Genomic DNA, 16533 nt, shown 5'->3' on the forward strand with positions numbered 1-16533 from the left:
CGTTGGGCTTCCGCGACCGGCCGGTACTGGCGTTGATCAGTAGTTGACGGAGGCCGTCACGGCACCTGCCCGCTCGGCCAACAACGTCACCAGCGTTTCGAGTCCGCGGTCACCCAGGTAGCCGTGTAGCGCATCGGCGAGAGCGACAGGGTTGTGATCGAATTCCCTGAGTGCCTTCGCGACGATACGAGAGGGCGCCTGCGGGCGCTTGTCGGTTTGGCTCTGATCCTTCGTCTTGTCCCTCTTGTCTTGCGCTGCCTGCCATCTGGCGACCTGCTCCCACTGGGGAACCCGGGCCAACGTACGGGCCTCGCGCAGCGCCAGTTCTCCGCGGCGCAGAGCGGCCTGAAGTTCGGGAGCCAGCTGTAACAGGGCGCGCCGTTGCGACACCCAGCCTTCGGTCTTGTGTAGCCGGATGGCGGCTTCCTCCGCGCGGCCACACTCGGCCACGAGCGACTCGACCGCCCGGGCTTCCTCGATGACATCGAAGTCCTGCCGGTCGACGTTCTCGGCGATCGAGGCCGATATCAGAGTGATGCGGTCACGAGCGATGTCGTCGTTGACGACGATCGCCAGATCTGTTCTGCCGTATTTGTGGGCGGCGGCCAGTCGGCGACAGCCGTTGATCACGACGTAGCGTGTGCTGATCACATCGTCGGGATACAGGCCTTGGTAGGCTTTTTGGGTCACAACCACGGCGGGCTGTAGTTGGATGTCGGCGATCGACGCGAGGTCGGCGAGATCACCAAGGCTGTCGCGTGGATTATGGGGATTGGGCGTCAGGTCATCGAGGAGCGCGGCAGCCTGACGAAGCGCGTCCTCGGTCCTCGTCGTGCTGCGCTCGACCGGCGACTGGTCGCCGGTCGAAGCGACAAGGTCGGCGAGGTTGGTGCGTTGTCCTCTTGCCATCAGCGGCCTCCCCCGACGTTGAGTTCGAGTGCGAATTTGTAAAAGTCCTCACGCGCCTGCAACGCCACCCGGTTGAGCGGGTACTCAGTGACCACCTGACCGTCGGCGCTGGCACGTGCGTGCAGTTTGTAGTGACGAATCACGGTGTTGGCCAACGGCCATCCGTTGGCTTTGACGAAATCCTTCGTCTGGTTGAGGTCTTGAATGCCGTCACGCGGATCCCAGTTGTTGATGACCACGATGTAGCGCAGCCCGCGGGGCTCGAGCACGGTCTTGATTGTCCGCGCGGTTGGGTCGAAAGAGAGCGGCTCGGTTTCGATCGGCACGATCACTTGATCGGCCATATCGAGCACCGCACGTAGGACGTCGGCCGCAGGCCCCTTGCCCAGCGGGTCGGAGCCACCGTCCTCGGGATCCAAGTCGATCCACCCGGGAGTGTCCACGTAGACGTGTTCGATGCCGGGTAGATCCTTGAGCTTTCTGAGGCCGGGGATGTCGTCGTGCGCCTGGGCGATGTGGAAGGGCAGATCGTTCATCCGCGACGCCCACCACACCGCCGAGCCCTGGGGATCCACAGACAGCGCCAGAACCGGCGAGCTTGCGTCGGGGTCATCGCCCTTGTTCAGTACGTCGGCTGTCACCGCGGCGAGATTCACCGAGATGGTGCTTTTGCCGACGCCGCCCTTTTGATTGAGCACGACATGTACAGCCACAGAAGGCCTTCCGTTTGCTTCCCCCGCATAGCGGAGTACTTCGGATCAGACGAAAATCACTTTACTGGCTAGGTGCGGTTTCTACCGGCCGGCGGCCGCGTATCGGCGTGTCATCAACAGAAGCTGGGCGCTCGTTGCTCATTGTCAGTTTGCTGCTTTACCGCGGTAAAGCGCTCGGCGACGGGCGCGTGGGCCCTGCCACGCTTGCCTGAAGGCGCTGTTCACCAGCGAAGATGGCCGCGTGATACTCGAATACAGCAAACTTTGATTGAGGCTATGTCTCGATTATTAGGTTTGCTGCTTTACCGCGGTAAACCAGCGAACTCGCACGGCGCTCGAGCGCAGGTCCATCTAGCGAAAGCCGGGTAGCGTCGCCGGCAGTGGTGGCGACCAAGCCAGTTGGCGTGAACCGGTGACGTCACGCCGGATCCCGCGAGTAACTGGAGGCCAGTGTAAGAAAACCCCTCCCGACGAGTCATGGCCGAGGTGTACGGCCTGGCGAATGCGAAGATTCCGCCGGGTTACGCGGGCCGCGCTCATCGCCGTCGGACTCAATCGGCCCTCCTCAACTTACCGACCGCGTCCGGTCACCACTGCGGTTGGCGTGGCCGGCGATCGCGGCCTCCCCGTCGCGCGAATGGACCCACGAGCTGCCGACGAACCGACAAAGAGGTAGGGCGCTTAGGTATGAGGTGACAGCTTCTTACCACCGCGTATGTCTGTGGCGCCGTCGGATTGATGGACCTCCGGGCGTCAGCGTCTCGAACAATTACGAGACCGCGCGGGCAGGGCTCCGGCGGCCGGCATTCACCTTCGCCGCGGTTCGACGCCCTCGGCTAAGCCGCGGGCCGGACGCGATTCGTCTATTCCGCGCTCGCCGGGACCAGCTGGGGCGTCGCAACAACCATCGCCGAGCGGTGCGCGTCGGCATACCCATGAGCCTCGACAGCCGCGGACCGTCGAGTTGGTTCTTCACATCGACGCGCCCGTCTGCGGTAGTCGATACGGTCGACCCACAAACCCGTCGCCGGCCGATACGACCACTCCCCCGACGTGCACACGAGACGTGCGGGCGACAGTCAGTTCAGCCGGCAATAGCGAGAGGCCGTCTCTGTGATCGAACGCTAGCAGCGGTCAGTTTGAATAGACGGCCACGTAACTGCCTCGCAGCCCAGCAGTGATATGCCACCAGGTCATCGCCTACTTACTGTCAACGGTTGCCACGGCCGCAAGGTGGCGTCGCTGTGATTCGCTGACGTGGTGCGTAAATGGCGTGGCGGCGTCACTGACGCTTCTTGGTGATCTTCTGCCGTGATCGCTCCGTTACACCGTCACACTGTCACACGGCGACGCGGTCACTTGATAACGCAGTGACAGCCCATACGGTGTGTGGGCGATCGGAAAACGGTGTGACGGTGTCACCATGCCGCTTGGTGATCGACTGACGTCATCGCTGCGTCACTGCATTGCACGCAGACTCCGCGACACAGTCGCTCCATCACCAGATATCGTGATCGCATGGTGTTGCGATCACTGCGTCGTCACAACACCAGGTGATCGCTCCACGCCGTCACGAGGCGATTCTGTCACTGTGAGACGGCCGAACCCGATCGCGCGGCGACGCAATAACACCGCCATTACATGATTGCCTCACCAGGCCACGTCATCACGTGATCAATCGGCCACGCAATCACGCCGTCATTAGGCAACAGAATGGCAGCATGATCGTGCGACCAGGCCACCGGGCGATTCGGTGACCCCCTCACACCGTCACACCCTCAGAGGGCCACGAAGTCACGCCGCAACAGTGCAACGCAATCACGGCATGATCGAGTGGCTCGACCACTTGATCACAGGGTGACTTGGCGAACGCCTCACGCCATCACGCAGTCGCACGGCGTTCTTGTCACCCCGTGTCGCGATCACCAATTCGCACCGCAACGGCATCACCGCAACATCGGTAGACACCGTCACTGGGCAACGTCGTGACTAGATCGCTCGCTGCCGCAGTTCCGCCATCACACCCTCACGTCGTGATGATGTCGCACCGCCACCGCGTGCCTCTGTCGCGTAATCATCTCGTCGCGGGGTAACGAGAACACCACATAACCGCGACACACCATCGCTCGATCACGCTGCTACGGGGCTCCACCTGCTGTAATCGTGATATCCAAGTTAAAGGAGTGTCTGCTGTGAAAGCAGAGGTTATTGCGATTGCGAACCACAAGGGGGGAGTCGGCAAGTCGTTCACCGCAGTGAACCTGGCCGCCGGCCTCGCCCGCGGCGGTTGGCGGACTTTACTTGTCGACTGCGACCCACAAGGCAACTCGACGTCCATGTACGACCCTGACGATGACGTCGAGTACGACATCTATGACCTGGTCAAAGACGAGGTTCCGCTGACGAAGGTGATTCGCCAGACGCGGATCGACGGTCTCGACCTCGTCCCATCCACCCTCGCCGTCGCAAAACTCGACCAGGAGCTGGTCACCATGCATCGTCGGGAAGATCAACTCACGATTGCGCTCGAACCGGGTTATCCCGATTACGACGCGATGGTGCTCGATCTTTCGCCCAATCTCGGCCAGCTCGTCATCACCGCCCTCAATGCCGCCGATTGGCTGATCGTTCCGACCGATGCCAGCAAGTGGGGGAGACGCGGGGTCAACATGTTCCTCGAGTGGTCCGGGATGTTGCGCAGGCACCAGGTCTTATCGGCGCACTTTCTTGGTGTGCTGCTGACGAAGTACGAGGCCCAAACGGTCATCAGTCGCGAAACGCTGGCGGCACTTCGCAATGACGGCCTGCCCATGTTCAACACCATCGTGCCGAAGCGCACCGCCGCCGAGCGGATGGTCAGTGAGCAGGTAGTTCTGGGCGATCCGGGCGCTGATCCAGATCTCGCTGAGGCCTATGCGAACTTCACCGTAGAAGTGATGAAGCTTGTCGACGAAGGACGACAGAATAGAGGAAAGCACCATGCCTAAGAAGGACACTGCGAGCGCAGTCCTCGGAATGCTGTCGAGCGCGGGCGCACAGACCCGCCGTCCTGCGGCGGCACCCACTCCGTCGAAAGCGCCGCCCGTGGAGCGGGCGCCGGAGCCGGCGCCTGCACCCGAGCCGATAGCGCCAACGGTTGAACCGGAACCGGAACCGGCGTCGGCGCCGTCGGCATCTGTGAGCACCTTGCCGTCCAACCGCAAACCCGCGAGCACGGCCGAAGAGCCGGCGCCGCGCACGCTTCGCCTGCGTCCGGATACGGCTACGGCGCTGCGAGCGGCCTGGTTGGAGGCGAAACGCGACGACGTGTTGCTCACCGCCCAGGATTTCGCTTCATCGTTGATGGAGGACGCTCTAGCACGCCATCACCGCCGGCGCGCAGCGGCCGCGGCGTCGCAGTAGCCGACACGGCCGGCGCCGGCCCGCCACTTTACCGCGGTAAAGTGGCAAACCAGGGGTGCGATGGCTTTTGGGTTATTCTGCCCGCTCAACGGCGTCGGGAACGTCACCAAACACGGCTGCAAGCTCTTCTAGCAACTGTTCTGCTCGAGCGTTCACGGTGTCCAGGATGTCCTCGACCTCGGCGAGCTCGGTGTGGGCCCGTCGTCGCGCCTCGAGGCCTCGGCGATGGTAGCGATCGTCGAGGCGCACGGACCCGCGCATATCAGGCTGAGTCTTCGGCGGCGCGATCGAGGCTGGCCTTGGCCGAGTGCGGCGTCGGTGCGACGGCGCCGTCCCGACGAGGTGGGAACAAGCGATGCCCGCGACCGACTGCTCGGTCATCGGCGTCGGCAGCAGCGGCGTGTATCCCCAGCGGTCGATCCGCACGATAAGGGGTTCGTCGGCGGATTTCTCCGTTAACGGCGGTATGGCGGTCTGCGCGAGACGGTCGTGGGTTTGATCGAAGTAGTAAGCGAGCGTCCGCGGGCTGGCAAAGCCATCCAATAGTGCCTGAACCTGGGTCCAACGGCGATAAACCGCGACCGGGTCGGCGGGGCTATCGATAACCGACTCGAGAACACATTGTCTCCGGGCGTCGATTTCGATCGCATCGCCGGATTGCCGCAGCTCGCCGCGGCGGAGGGTGGCGACCTCCGTATAGGTCAAGCCGGCTCTGACCAAGGTGAGGATCAGCGCGTCGCGCCGGCCGAACATCCCTGCCGGCCAGCTCGTCGTCGGCAGGAGAGCGATGCGCTGTTCGATAAGGTTGTCCAACACACTAAGGCGCTCGGCGCGCCGCGCCGCAAGGGCGGCTTGGACGGCGTGGGCACGGCCCGGTTCGGGCAGGTCACGGCGCCGGTGCACGCCATCGATCGCTGCGACGCGCCGCCGTTGGGTGCCCAGGCGGGCAGGATGGTCAGACAGAAATTCTGCGAGGGTCTGCGGGGATGCCGGCAGCGGATCGAGGTCGCAGGCGGCGCACCAGTCTGTGAACAGCATCCATGTCCGTTGCGTGGTCCGGTCGGCCACTGACGACTCGGTCCAGCCTCTGGAAGCAGTCATAGGCCGAGGTCAACTACGGCATTGTGGACGCCGAGATCCTGTGCGACGTAGCGCTGGACAGAGCTTGGGTTGGCATGCCCGGTCTGCCTCATGATCGAGGTTGTATCCGCGCCGTTACTCCAGGCTTGGGTGATGAATCCGGTGCGCAGCGAGTGCACACCCAGCGTGGCAACGAACGCTTCATCGAAGCCGGCCAGCTGCGCTCGGTGCCGGATCACCCGGTGAACCGAAGAACCCGCGAGCGCGGTCGCCGAGATATTTCCGTTGCGGCTGATGGACCGAAAGAGAGGCGCGCTGGCACGGGCGCGGGATCGCGCTGAGCCACAGACGTGTCGGTCGAAGATTTCACTGGTCTTGAGCAGTCGGATGGCGGCGCGGCGACCGCCCGCATCGAATGCCGCCACCACCTGTAGCCAGCGGACAACCGCGCACGGTGGGCAGGTTTCGTGGGACTCGCTGGCGGGCAGCGGTCGCAGGCTGCCGGCTCGGTCGTGCGGAGCGATACGGAGCTCGATCCCGTGAGGTTGGCGCCTGGGGACATCTGCGCAGGTTAAGGCGACGAGCTGAGCACGACTGAGCGCCCCCGCGTAGCCGATCAGCAGAAGGGCGCTATCGCGGCGCTCATAGACTTCGCTGGTCCAGCCGGTGGTGGACTTGCGGGCAAACTCGATGATGGCGACGAGATCGTCGGTGCGTAACGGCGCGGCTCGTCGCGCGGTCTGCTGGCTTGCATTCGCCCGGCGGCTCTTGATCCTCGCGATGGCGGCTGCCACGACGTTGCTAGCGGTGGGGGAGGGGTACCCCGCCCGGCGATGGAGATGGGAGATTGCGGCCGCCCGCCGCATTACGGTGGCGGGCGCATATCTTGTTGCACCGCTGCGGAGATAGTCCGCGACCACGTGCGGCTGTGCAGGCAGCGAATCGTGGCCCTCTTGTGCACACCACGTGACGAAGCGGTGCCAGTCCGCCTCGTAGGCGCGGCAGGTGTTTAACGACAGTGGCCGGGCGGGCGCAGCGGAAACCGTTGCGTGGACCTGCGATTCGGCGTCATAGTCGGACGGCCGGACTGTGCTGGGGGGCACGCGGCCAAGATTACCTCCGATCGGCATGCTGCATCCGCAGCGACATACGTGTCTGACGAGGGAATTCCGACGACTGGTTGCGATAATCCGTAATATGGCGCGCGAGAACACAGATTTCGCGAGTGACTATGCCTCTCGCCGCAGATCACGCGGTTCGGCGGCCAGTGCCCCACGACCTGGAGCCACGACGTCAGCCCTGAGTAGAAGCGGGCTGATGTCGCTCGTGCCGTTCGGACGCCAGCACCGCTGACCCGCCCGAATCCAGCATCATCCAGCGGCTTTGACGCCAGTAGAACGGTGTGTCGGCCGGGTCCCCGCGGGCTTCGACAAGATAGCCGAGGCGGTGTGCAAGCTCCTGGTGCATATTTGTCACCACTTGCCGGCATCGACGGCAGGCGACGTAACCTGCTGCCGTGTCGCATAATTCGGATGGCAGTCGACCCGGGATCCGGGTGCAAATGCCGTCGGAGTCGAGTAGGCAATTTGGCGCCAGGATCTCGCAGTGGCCCGTTGAACGCGCAGTGATCAGTGCCGCCACGCTGGCGCGAGCTGCCGAAACCCGAGTAGAAACCCGCCGTACGGGTGCTGCCGGCACGCCGGTGGGCGCCGCGGTGACGGTCGCCGCCGGCGGTGGGGGAGTAGCCGAAGGCGAAATTTCGACGATGGCATGGAGGTAGTGGGCGGCGTCTGCGAAGTTGCGGTCGATCCAGATGCCCGCCCACATCCCGAACACCGGCCTCACCGCAAGGGCCTCGCCGGCACACCACGGCCTCGCCGGACACTGAAGGCAACCGGCCAATGCCCGGGTGCGGTCGGTCCGATCAAACCACCGCTCCGGATCCTGCTGACAGGCTAACGGCTGAGCATTGGCCGCGAGCGACTCCGAAGTCGAGGTCATCGCGCACCGCCACCGTCGTTGTTCCGCCTGCGCAGCCGGGCCCGGTCAGCGATGTCTTGCAGGGCTTTTCGTGCCGCCTCACGCCCGGGGCCGGCCAGTGCCGCGCGACCGACATCGCGCCCGCGCGCATTGGCCTCGCGGCCGGCGAGCTGCGCGGACACTCGCGCACGGGCTTCGGCAAGCTCGGCCTGCTCGCGCGCGATATCCAGGGCTGCGGGGCGATCGTCGAGGTTGCCGTGTGCTGCCAAGATCGCGCCCAGCAGGCCGATCGGCTTGTGCGGCGCGTCAGGAATCCAGTGTCCCGTACCGATCCAGTCGGTGATCAGCTGGTTGATGTCGCGGGGAGTCCAGCCATGTCGAGCCGCGCCCGCCAGAACTCGAGCCCACGGAGTTCCAGTTCGATATCGCCTCGCCCACGGTGGACTTTGCTCGTCGGCTACCCACCTGTTTGCCAAGGCGAGGCCCTTATTGTCGAGGATTGTTCGGCGCGCAGCGCCGCTGCTACCGGCGGCTTGCCGACGGTGTGGGGTAGTGAGAACTGATTTAGGTGAGGTTTTATATGTGAACTGAGACCCTCCGGGATGGGGTGACAGCCTATGAAACCGCCAATCGTGCAAGGCCCACACCGACGCCCAGCCTCGGCCACGGTCCCCAACCCGCCAGCTGGCGAAGCGTTCGTCGCGGGTACGCTGCCGACCTCGCATGACTTCGGTGGCCACACCGAGCAGTCGCAGTGCGGTCGAGGCGCGCTGCACTGTCCGCACCGATAGACCGGTGAGTTGGGCGAGTCGGTCGTTTGTCGGCCGGCAGTTACGGCCCGTGCGATGATCTGCGAACGAGGCGCGTGCTTCGGCAACAGCGACAAGCGATTTCAGGCTCACCGGGTTGTTGGGCATGGCGGGCCGGACGTGGGTGTCGTATCGCTCACGGTAGGCGGCGGGCACGGTCTCTCGTGCCCAGCGGCGGGCCCTGCCGCTCCAGCACGGGATGGCTCCCCATGCAGCGTCGACCTCCAGGACGATCCGCGGCAGGCGATCAAAGCAGTGGCCACTGGCACGGCGAATCCATACCGGTGCGGTGCGCGCGGTACCACGCCGCGGTGACCGCGACGTAGAGCCGTGGTATGGCCGGGTGGCGGTAGCCGAGATGTCACGGTGCGCAATAACTAGACCGGGTGAAGGGCGTGCGCTACCGTGGAATGCGTCTTTCATGACGATTCCCTTTCAGCGGGAGAGCGCGAAAGCACCTCGGTTTGAGCGGCAACTCAAACCGGACGACCCTCGGTCCTTCGGACCGGGGGTTTCGCCGTGTGGGGGCTTCGCGAATGCGTATGAAGATGTGGTCTTTGGAATTTCAGCCGCTGGGACGGCTAGCCATGACTCCTGTCTCTTGTTGTACGCCGGGCTGACCGACGGATATCCGTCACGATGCAGGGCGACGGATATCCGTCACGGTCTTGAGCGACGGATATCCGTCGCCACGTCTGAGCATGCCGTAGACACAAAGGGATGTGGCGATGACACGCCGCATCACCTTTCACACCCGTCACGCTCAAGATCGAATCGGCACACGTGGCGACGGCTGGTTCGGGCACATGACGCCAGGGGAAGACTGCACGGCTTGTCACCCCACCGGGAACCGTCTTGATTCCTGCCCGGACGCGATGCTGCCGCCGGCCGAGTTGTGAACATCTTGTGCATAACCAGCTCGATGAACATCGTTTCCCGATCTCAGTCGATACCTTTCAGCTCTCGTTTCTTACATGTCGTTGGGTTGCAGTAGCGGGCTACGCAGCTGCTTGAGAAAGGAGCGGCTTTGGACTTCACGAAGGCATCGAATCCCTCGAGCCGACGAGCGCGGTGCCGTCGGCACGTGTTTGTAGGCATGTGTCGCTTCCGGTTGAAGACTGAGTCTCTGGTTCCGGGTGAATCCTGACCCACTCCGTGAACGATCATGAGGTGTTGAAGGTGGAGGACTGGGCGGAGATTCGCCGGTTGCATCGGGCCGAGGGGATGGCTGTCCGTGCGATCGCGCGGCGGCTGGGAGTTTCGAAGAACACGGTGAAGAAGGCGTTGGCGTGCCACGAGCCGCCGCGCTATGAGTGGGCGCCGCAGGGGTTCGGCGGTGGACGGGTTCGAGCCGGCTGGGCAAACCGGCGCACATGTCGGCCCGCCAAGTGGCGGCCGAGATCGGCGCGCGCGCCGCACGAAAGGGAGCTGCCGCCGTTGAAGCCGACCACCGGGCCCGGGCCGAGCTCGTCGCACGGGTGCGCGGCCGCGATTGACGTGCCTCTTTGACAACCGGCTGCCGCGCGTGCTGCGCACGCTTGCTACGTGAATCAATGTGGTTGCGCTCCAGGGCATCCATCCGGCGGATTCCTTGCCTCGTCAGGGCTTTGCAGCCGAGGGTTGCCTGCGTGGGAGAGACCAGACGGCGACGATTCGGCCAGCTACAAGACCGGGGCCATCCCCGAGGGATACGTGCTGCGGCCGGTCGAGGGATACGCCACCGACAGTGGACTCCTCGACGCGCCGCGGCATCGCCACGCCGCGCTAGGCATCCGGCCGCGGAGGTGCTACGTACCGCTCACCGGTCACGTCAGGGTCAAATCGCGGATCGGTAGGCACAAGGTATTTCACGAACAGGGAGTGCATCTGATCGGTGAGCTGGTTGCGTGTCTCCCTCAACACATCGGCGATCAGTTGCTCGAGTTCGACGTTGGTGTACGTGCTCAGCGCCTCCGGCGCAATGTCGAGATCGACCAGCTCGCCATTGCTATCGAAACGCGCGCGTACCGCATCGTGCAGGGACGGGATGTCAATGCCGTCAACAGCGTCGAGGAACGCCTTATTGCGGGCACGCATGTGCGCCAGTGCTGCCTCGGCTTGCGCGACGTACTGATCGTCAGTGAGCGTCATCAGGGCTTATCCCTTCTCTCAGAACGTGATTCGCGCGCTTCCACACGGCCTTTAACCGGCTCGGCGTTCGGCGGCGTGGTCAACCGCAGCCGCTTCTCTTCGTACAGGCGCTTTTCATCGTCGCCGCTACCGCCTCGGCCGGGTCCACCCATAATCGGCGGCATCATCCCACCGCCCATCGGCGCACCCATCCCCGCGCCGGCCCCCGAGGCGCTCACCGCCGGAGTCGCGGAGCCGAAGGTCGGGGCTGGCGCCGCAGCGGGCGCGGCGGCCGCCGACGCCGGTGCCGCCGCGAGCGGACCGTCACCGGCCGAAGCAGGCTCGGTATCGCCAGGCTCCGCGCCGCCACCGCCGTCACCTATCCCGAGGTCGCCGGATTCGCCGTCATCACCGGAGGGCAACCCGGGACTTCCCGGTTGGCCACCCGAGAGGCCCTGCAGAGCGGACGCGCCTCCTTGGGCCAGTCCCCCGACGAGCTGCGAGCCGGTCTGCTGGACCTTGTCGGCAGCGCCGCTGAGAGCCCCCAATAGACCGCCGGCCGCGCCGGCCACCACCCCGAGCACGGTGGGCAGCACCGACTGCATCAGGTCACCGGCGCCGCCCGGAGGGGCGCCGAGAGCGCTGGCCGCAGGATCGGTACCGAGCACAGCATCGGCACCAGGCTCAGACGCCTCCTCGCTGCTGGGCTCGCCTCCAGGCTCACCGAGGCCGGCCGGCTTGGGTGTAGTGGTTGCGACGCCCGGTTCGAGGGGCTTGGCTTGTAGCTGCCCGCCGGCGGTGTAGGTGGTGTAGCTGTTGACCGCCTGCCGATGGGCAGCGGCGAGATCAGTTTGAAGTTTGGTGACCATCGCGGTGTAGCGGCCAAGACTGTTCGGTGCCGCGTTAGCCGCCGCGGCGGCCTGCAGTCGGCGTTCTAGATCGGCGAAGTATTCAGGCCTCGGGGTGTTCGCGCGAGCTTGACGAAAGTTGTTCGCCTGCAAGGTTGCATCTCGCGACAGCGCCCGTGACTGCTCAGCATGGCATGTGTACGTAGATTCCAGTGTGGCCAAGTGGGCACTGGCCTGCTGGGCGGCTGAGGAATCCCAATTCTGCTCGCTGGTCCACCGCGCAGAACGCAACGACTGTGCGGCGGAGTCGAGCTGCGTCGCGTGGGCGTCCAGCGCCTGAGCTGCCGACTCCAACGCCTCCGGCCCGGCCCCGCGATGCATGAGCGCGGCGATTTCCTTGCCAGATACCGGCTGTACGCCAGGAGACGGAATCGGCGGGGCCAGCAAAGCCGGGGCCATCGCTGCCGGGGCATCGCCGATCGCCACGGAAGTCGGCCGGCCCCTCGACGAGCTGGCCAACGCCGCGGCGTTGGCCAGCTCCTGGTCCTCGTAGGTCAAGGCGTTGCGGCTCAGCCGCGCCGCGGCCCGCGCGGTCTCCTGATGCAACGCCGTTGTGGCATTGACCAATTCGCTGATGGAAGTAGATAGTGCATAGGCAATCTTCACCGAGGTGGTGTCGGCCGCGCACGGCGTCACCGCCGGCGGTGCCCCGCCGCCCGACGAGCTGGCCGTCGACAGACCAGCCCCGGCGGCGCGAACACCGTCAGGGTCGATGTAAAGGTTCGCACTACTGGCCATCAAACAACCGGGCTTAAGTCCTCAGCGCCTGCTGGTTCTCATGCTCCTGATCGGCGTAGGTCTGCAGATCACGGCGGATGTGGCTGGCCACCGCCTGCGCATTCGCCGCCAGTCGTTGGCCGAGTTCGTGCCGCGCCGCCAACGTCGTGGCGTAGGCCTCCCCGACTGTCGACGAACCTATCTTGCCGAACGCGTGGCGGGCGGACTCCAGGGTGTCGCTGTCGACCGCCATGCGCTGGAGCGCGGCCTGGCCCTCGTTCTCCCACCATGAGGCGTGGTCGTCCCAGGCCTCGAAGTCCACCGTTAACCGGTCCGCCATAACTAGTCCTTTCTCCCAACAGGTCGTTTGCCCAGGGTAACCCTGATTTGTAGCGGTTAGCGCGGCCCTAAAAATCCAAATGCTGTGCGCGATAGGCGTGGATGTCGGACTCGCCGGGGTAGGTGTCGTCCGGCGGCATATCGGCGCCCATCTCGTTCATGCGTTGCCGCTGGGCGTAGCGGGCTCGCATGAGCGCTAAGCGGTGCAGATGCAGCAGCCGCTCGGCGAGAGTGTCAGCTGACCAGGTTGCGTTCACCTCGGGTTCGAGCTGAACGCGCACCACACCTCCGCTGCCGTCGAGCTCGACCAGCAGCACCCCGGTGCGCGACGTCTCGACGTAAGTGCGCTCCTGGGTCTCAGCTTCTGACTGCATGCTCGCAGGCTCCCCTATGCCGTGTGGTTACCGATAGGCGGTGACGCCGGGGTAACCGAAGCTGGTGCCGGTGTGCCAGTTGGTGGCGGCGGCACCGCCGCCTGCGTCCCGCCCCCAGCCGCCGGCGGTGCGGTCCAGCCCAAGAACTCCGACGAACTCGGCAGGGCAGAGACTGGCTTGAGCTGTCCATCCAGCCAAATCTTGCCATTGCCCATGTACATCACCGCCGGTTTGGCCTCGAACTGGGCGTAATCGCCGGGACGAAGACTGTCGCGGTCGACAGGGTTCATGACGGGCGACCCTGCCGGCGGAATCTGATCACCGTAGGCGGCACCTACCGAGGACCCGTTGACCACGGCTTTCATCGCCGCCGCGCGCTGGTCGTCAGCAGCGGTGACCGACGTCCCATCAGGCAGGGAGACGGTCTTCGGATCGGCGGCGGGTGCGGCGGCTGGTGCGGCAGCCGCCGCGGTATTGGACACCGGCTGCGCCGGCGCCGGATCAGCCGGGCCCTCGGCGCCGTCCTTGCCGGGCTCGGTCTTGGAAGTGTCGGGCTTGCCCTGGTCGTCCTTGAAGTCCGCATCTTCGGGCTTGTCGGCCTTCGCGTCGCCCTTGGTGTCGGAGAACTTGTCATCAGGCCCGGTCTGGTCCTGGCCAGTTTTGTCAGCGAATTGCGACGCCAGCCCGGGAAGGGTCGAGCCCAGACCGCCGAGAGCCGGGCCCAACGCGTCCAGCGGAGAGCCCCCGCCGCCGCCCAGGCCGCCAAGCATCCCGGGCAGCGCCGAACCGAGTCCGGCCAGCGGCGACATGGGGTACATCCCGCCGCCCATGTCCATGGGGCCCATACCGGCGAGCGGATCGGTGAACGGGTCAGCACCGGCTGCGCCAGTATCGCCCACCGCGGCCGCGCCGCCGTCGGCCGGGAGTGGTGCACTGTCACCGCCGCCGCGACCCGACGAGTCGCCACCGGTGCCGCTGTCACCGCCCCTGGGATCCTTTTGACCGTCCGGCGGCTTCGGGCCATTGGTGCGGTACTCCTCGCCGAGGGCATCCATGATCGATGCCTGCGTCTTGGCGTCTACCTGCGAATCGGCGAGCAGTTTCTGGATCTCGGCGAACTTCTGATCCATGAACTTCTGGAATGCCATCACCGAGGATGGGTCGCCCATCTCGGGTGCGATCTGCTTCGACTTGGCCTGGATGTCGGCCAGGATCGCATTCACTTTGTCGCGGGCCTGTTGATTGGCTTCGAAGATTTGCTTGAGCAGTGCCGCCAACTTGTCGTCGGTCAGGGCCGCTCCATCGACGTTCTTGCTGTACTGATCGCCGGCATTGGCAGCCCCGTCGTTCAACCCGCCGGCGTTGCCGGACGGGGTTGGCGGTACCGGCGGCGGTGCCGCTGGTGGGCCGACCGGACCGAACAGCGCAGTGTTGCTGCGCTGCAACGGAGTTTGCGATTGCGGATGGTCGCCGTCGGAGAACACCCGGCCTACGGCGGTCACGACTTTGACCGCGTTCTCCATGGCAGGCTCGAGCACGTCCCCCACAATGTTGGGAAGACTCGGAAGACCAAAAGTCACGAGCGGACGTCCTCTCTGTTCACCACCTCGTTGCCGCTTATGACGCTAAGCCCGGCACAGGATCGATAGCTACGGGCATAGGAACTAGATCCGGCCGGTCGCGGACCACTTCGGTGGCGGTCTGGCGCAGTCGGGCGATGACATCGTGGTGTCCGACGCCGACCTCTTCACCGATGGCACGCAGCGACATCTTCGGGCGTACCTCAAACAGTCGCCACAGTGCCTGGCTCAGTGTGGTTTCGGAGTGAGTGGTCAGTCGGCCCCGGTTGTGGATCTCGCGGGCCAACGCAAGCCACCGCTGGCCGCGGTCGTACTGCTGCGCCCGCGCGGGCACGGTGGTGGTGCGAACCGGCGACGAGGCTGATTCACGGGAAGGGTTGAATCGCCACAAGATCTGGACCGCGTGAGTCGATCCCAAAATGCCCGCCGGCGGAACGCACGCCACGGCGAAGGCAAGGGCGGTCGGCAGCGGCGCCGTGGCAGACAGGATGGCGTGCAGCGCGTTACCGCCGATACTCACCAGCGCTCCAATGCCGAGCATCGCCCAGAAGAACTGCCTGTTTTTGCGCTGGTCTGGGTACGCAGCGGTAGTCAGGATCCCCATCGTCGCCAAAACAATTGCCCCATCGACGATTCCGGGCCACAGATACGGCAGCCAGCCCGTCCAGCTGCCCGTCCGGCGAGCCAAATCGCTCAGCGCGGCAAAGGACAAGATGAAGCTGGAGACGGCAATGGCCGCGGTGATGGCCACTGCGACCGCCCGACTCGCTCGGACCAGCGCTGGCGCCTCCACAGGTCCGGGGTCTGCACCGCCGTCATGAAACCACGCCTCAACGTTGTCCGGCAGCGGGGGGTGGATGTCCGCCTGGTCGTCATCGGCGAAGGCGATCATGTCGTCAACTGCGGTCATGGGTCTCACTGCTTTCAGGGAGAGGGTGCTGTCACCACAGGGGACTCACACAGGGTTGCCTACAGCCCACCACCGTTGTGCCCGCACACGCGGGAGCCTGTGTCCAACTCATATCCAACAACCCCGACTGCACCCTTAGCGACGCGCCAAAAAACGTGGGCGCAGGACCGTCGCGCGCGACGCTGCCCAGAATCCCGCGGGCAGCTGTCACCGTTTGATGAGGCCGATCGACATCGACGCGTTCAAAAGAATTGGATGTGACCAGTCCGCGTTGAAGTGACATTGGGCAAGGCCGCCTCGTCGGCGTTCCAGTTCGTAGCGCACGTCAGGATGTACACGCACCGTGGCATCGGCCTTGCGCTCCCTGAGCCGGCGGCGACGCGGCGTCGGCATCTCGGGCTGATTGGCGACTTCGTCGAGCAGGCATTGCACAGTGGCTTCACTCAGCACGTTGTCGACCAGCATCAGCTGCTCGGGCTGGGGAAGCAGATCCCGGTGGCCGGCGTGCTCGGTGAGCACCACGCCGAGGAAGGCAGAGCGTTCCAGATCGCCGCGCAACACGTCGACGACCGCCAACTCCTTCTTGCCCAAGGCTGCTTTCACGACCACGCGGTCGCCCAGCGACGGGTGTCCTCTGCGGGGCGATCCCACGCCTGAAGCAGTGTCACCCTTCCCCGCGGTGATTTCTGGAAAGCCATGCCGT

The 16533-nt window shown here is 65.0% G+C and carries 15 protein-coding genes and 1 pseudogene; 3 read left to right on the forward strand and 13 right to left on the reverse strand.

Annotated elements, in window-relative coordinates:
• Positions 1 to 36: 36 nt before the first annotated feature.
• Both ACVWWN_RS01890 and ACVWWN_RS01895 read right to left on the reverse strand, forming a co-directional pair.
• A complete protein-coding gene (locus ACVWWN_RS01890) occupies positions 37 to 909 on the reverse strand; it encodes a ParB/RepB/Spo0J family partition protein (RefSeq protein ID WP_457142338.1) in 873 nt (290 codons plus the stop codon).
• Positions 909 to 1622, reverse strand: a complete 714-nt coding sequence (locus ACVWWN_RS01895) for a nucleotide-binding protein (RefSeq protein WP_457142339.1) — start codon at positions 1620 to 1622, stop codon at positions 909 to 911. Before ACVWWN_RS01895 ends, ACVWWN_RS01890 begins: the two co-directional genes overlap by 1 nt.
• A 2192-nt stretch (positions 1623 to 3814) precedes the next feature.
• On the opposite strand from ACVWWN_RS01895, the gene ACVWWN_RS01900 reads away from it, so the two are divergent.
• Complete coding sequence (locus ACVWWN_RS01900) at positions 3815 to 4609, forward strand: ParA family protein (protein ID WP_457142340.1); 795 nt, start codon at positions 3815 to 3817, stop codon at positions 4607 to 4609.
• Positions 4602 to 5024, forward strand: a complete 423-nt coding sequence (locus ACVWWN_RS01905; protein ID WP_457142341.1) for a hypothetical protein — start codon at positions 4602 to 4604, stop codon at positions 5022 to 5024. Before ACVWWN_RS01900 ends, ACVWWN_RS01905 begins: the two co-directional genes overlap by 8 nt.
• Before the next feature lie 72 nt (positions 5025 to 5096).
• On the opposite strand, the gene ACVWWN_RS01910 is transcribed toward ACVWWN_RS01905, so the two are convergent.
• The 4 genes from ACVWWN_RS01910 to ACVWWN_RS01925 all read right to left on the reverse strand — a co-directional run bounded on the left by ACVWWN_RS01910 (position 5097) and on the right by ACVWWN_RS01925 (position 8560).
• Complete coding sequence (locus tag ACVWWN_RS01910; RefSeq protein WP_457142342.1) at positions 5097 to 6092, reverse strand: hypothetical protein; 996 nt, start codon at positions 6090 to 6092, stop codon at positions 5097 to 5099.
• A 29-nt stretch (positions 6093 to 6121) separates the two neighbouring features.
• On the reverse strand, positions 6122 to 7207 hold the full coding sequence (locus ACVWWN_RS01915) for a tyrosine-type recombinase/integrase (protein ID WP_457142343.1): 1086 nt from the start codon (positions 7205 to 7207) through the stop codon (positions 6122 to 6124).
• A gap of 190 nt (positions 7208 to 7397) precedes the next feature.
• Positions 7398 to 8105, reverse strand: coding sequence for a WhiB family transcriptional regulator (locus tag ACVWWN_RS01920; RefSeq protein WP_457142344.1), 708 nt, complete (start codon positions 8103 to 8105; stop codon positions 7398 to 7400).
• Positions 8102 to 8560 (reverse strand): hypothetical protein, encoded by a 459-nt coding sequence (locus ACVWWN_RS01925; RefSeq protein WP_457142345.1) that lies wholly within the window; start codon positions 8558 to 8560, stop codon positions 8102 to 8104. The genes ACVWWN_RS01920 and ACVWWN_RS01925 overlap by 4 nt, the downstream gene beginning before the upstream one ends.
• A 1503-nt stretch (positions 8561 to 10063) precedes the next feature.
• Between ACVWWN_RS01925 and ACVWWN_RS01930 the strand changes: the two are divergent.
• Positions 10064 to 10247 (forward strand): annotated as a pseudogene (locus tag ACVWWN_RS01930) (helix-turn-helix domain-containing protein); the annotation flags it as partial.
• 410 nt (positions 10248 to 10657) lie between these two features.
• On the opposite strand, the gene ACVWWN_RS01935 reads toward ACVWWN_RS01930, so the two are convergent.
• The 7 genes from ACVWWN_RS01935 to ACVWWN_RS01965 all read right to left on the reverse strand — a co-directional run bounded on the left by ACVWWN_RS01935 (position 10658) and on the right by ACVWWN_RS01965 (position 16406).
• Positions 10658 to 11023, reverse strand: coding sequence for a YbaB/EbfC family nucleoid-associated protein (locus ACVWWN_RS01935; RefSeq protein WP_457142346.1), 366 nt, complete (start codon positions 11021 to 11023; stop codon positions 10658 to 10660).
• The gene (locus tag ACVWWN_RS01940; RefSeq protein WP_457142347.1) at positions 11023 to 12648 is read right to left on the reverse strand and encodes a PPE domain-containing protein; all 1626 of its coding nucleotides are present in this window, start codon (positions 12646 to 12648) and stop codon (positions 11023 to 11025) included. Before ACVWWN_RS01940 ends, ACVWWN_RS01935 begins: the two co-directional genes overlap by 1 nt.
• A 13-nt stretch (positions 12649 to 12661) precedes the next feature.
• On the reverse strand, positions 12662 to 12967 hold the full coding sequence (locus ACVWWN_RS01945) for a hypothetical protein (RefSeq protein ID WP_457142348.1): 306 nt from the start codon (positions 12965 to 12967) through the stop codon (positions 12662 to 12664).
• A gap of 67 nt (positions 12968 to 13034) precedes the next feature.
• Positions 13035 to 13340: a YbaB/EbfC family nucleoid-associated protein gene (locus tag ACVWWN_RS01950; RefSeq protein WP_457142349.1), complete on the reverse strand. Its 306-nt coding sequence runs from the start codon at positions 13338 to 13340 to the stop codon at positions 13035 to 13037.
• Positions 13341 to 13354: 14 nt separating this feature from the next.
• Positions 13355 to 14878 carry a DUF4226 domain-containing protein gene (locus ACVWWN_RS01955; RefSeq protein WP_457142350.1) on the reverse strand — a complete coding sequence of 508 codons (1524 nt, stop codon included), beginning with the start codon at positions 14876 to 14878 and terminating at the stop codon, positions 13355 to 13357.
• A 79-nt stretch (positions 14879 to 14957) separates the two neighbouring features.
• Positions 14958 to 15830, reverse strand: coding sequence for a DUF2637 domain-containing protein (locus ACVWWN_RS01960; protein WP_457142351.1), 873 nt, complete (start codon positions 15828 to 15830; stop codon positions 14958 to 14960).
• A 207-nt stretch (positions 15831 to 16037) separates the two neighbouring features.
• The gene (locus ACVWWN_RS01965) at positions 16038 to 16406 is read right to left on the reverse strand and encodes a hypothetical protein (protein WP_457142352.1); all 369 of its coding nucleotides are present in this window, start codon (positions 16404 to 16406) and stop codon (positions 16038 to 16040) included.
• Positions 16407 to 16533 lie beyond the last annotated feature (127 nt).

The organism is Mycobacterium sp. URHB0021, assembly GCF_054057895.1.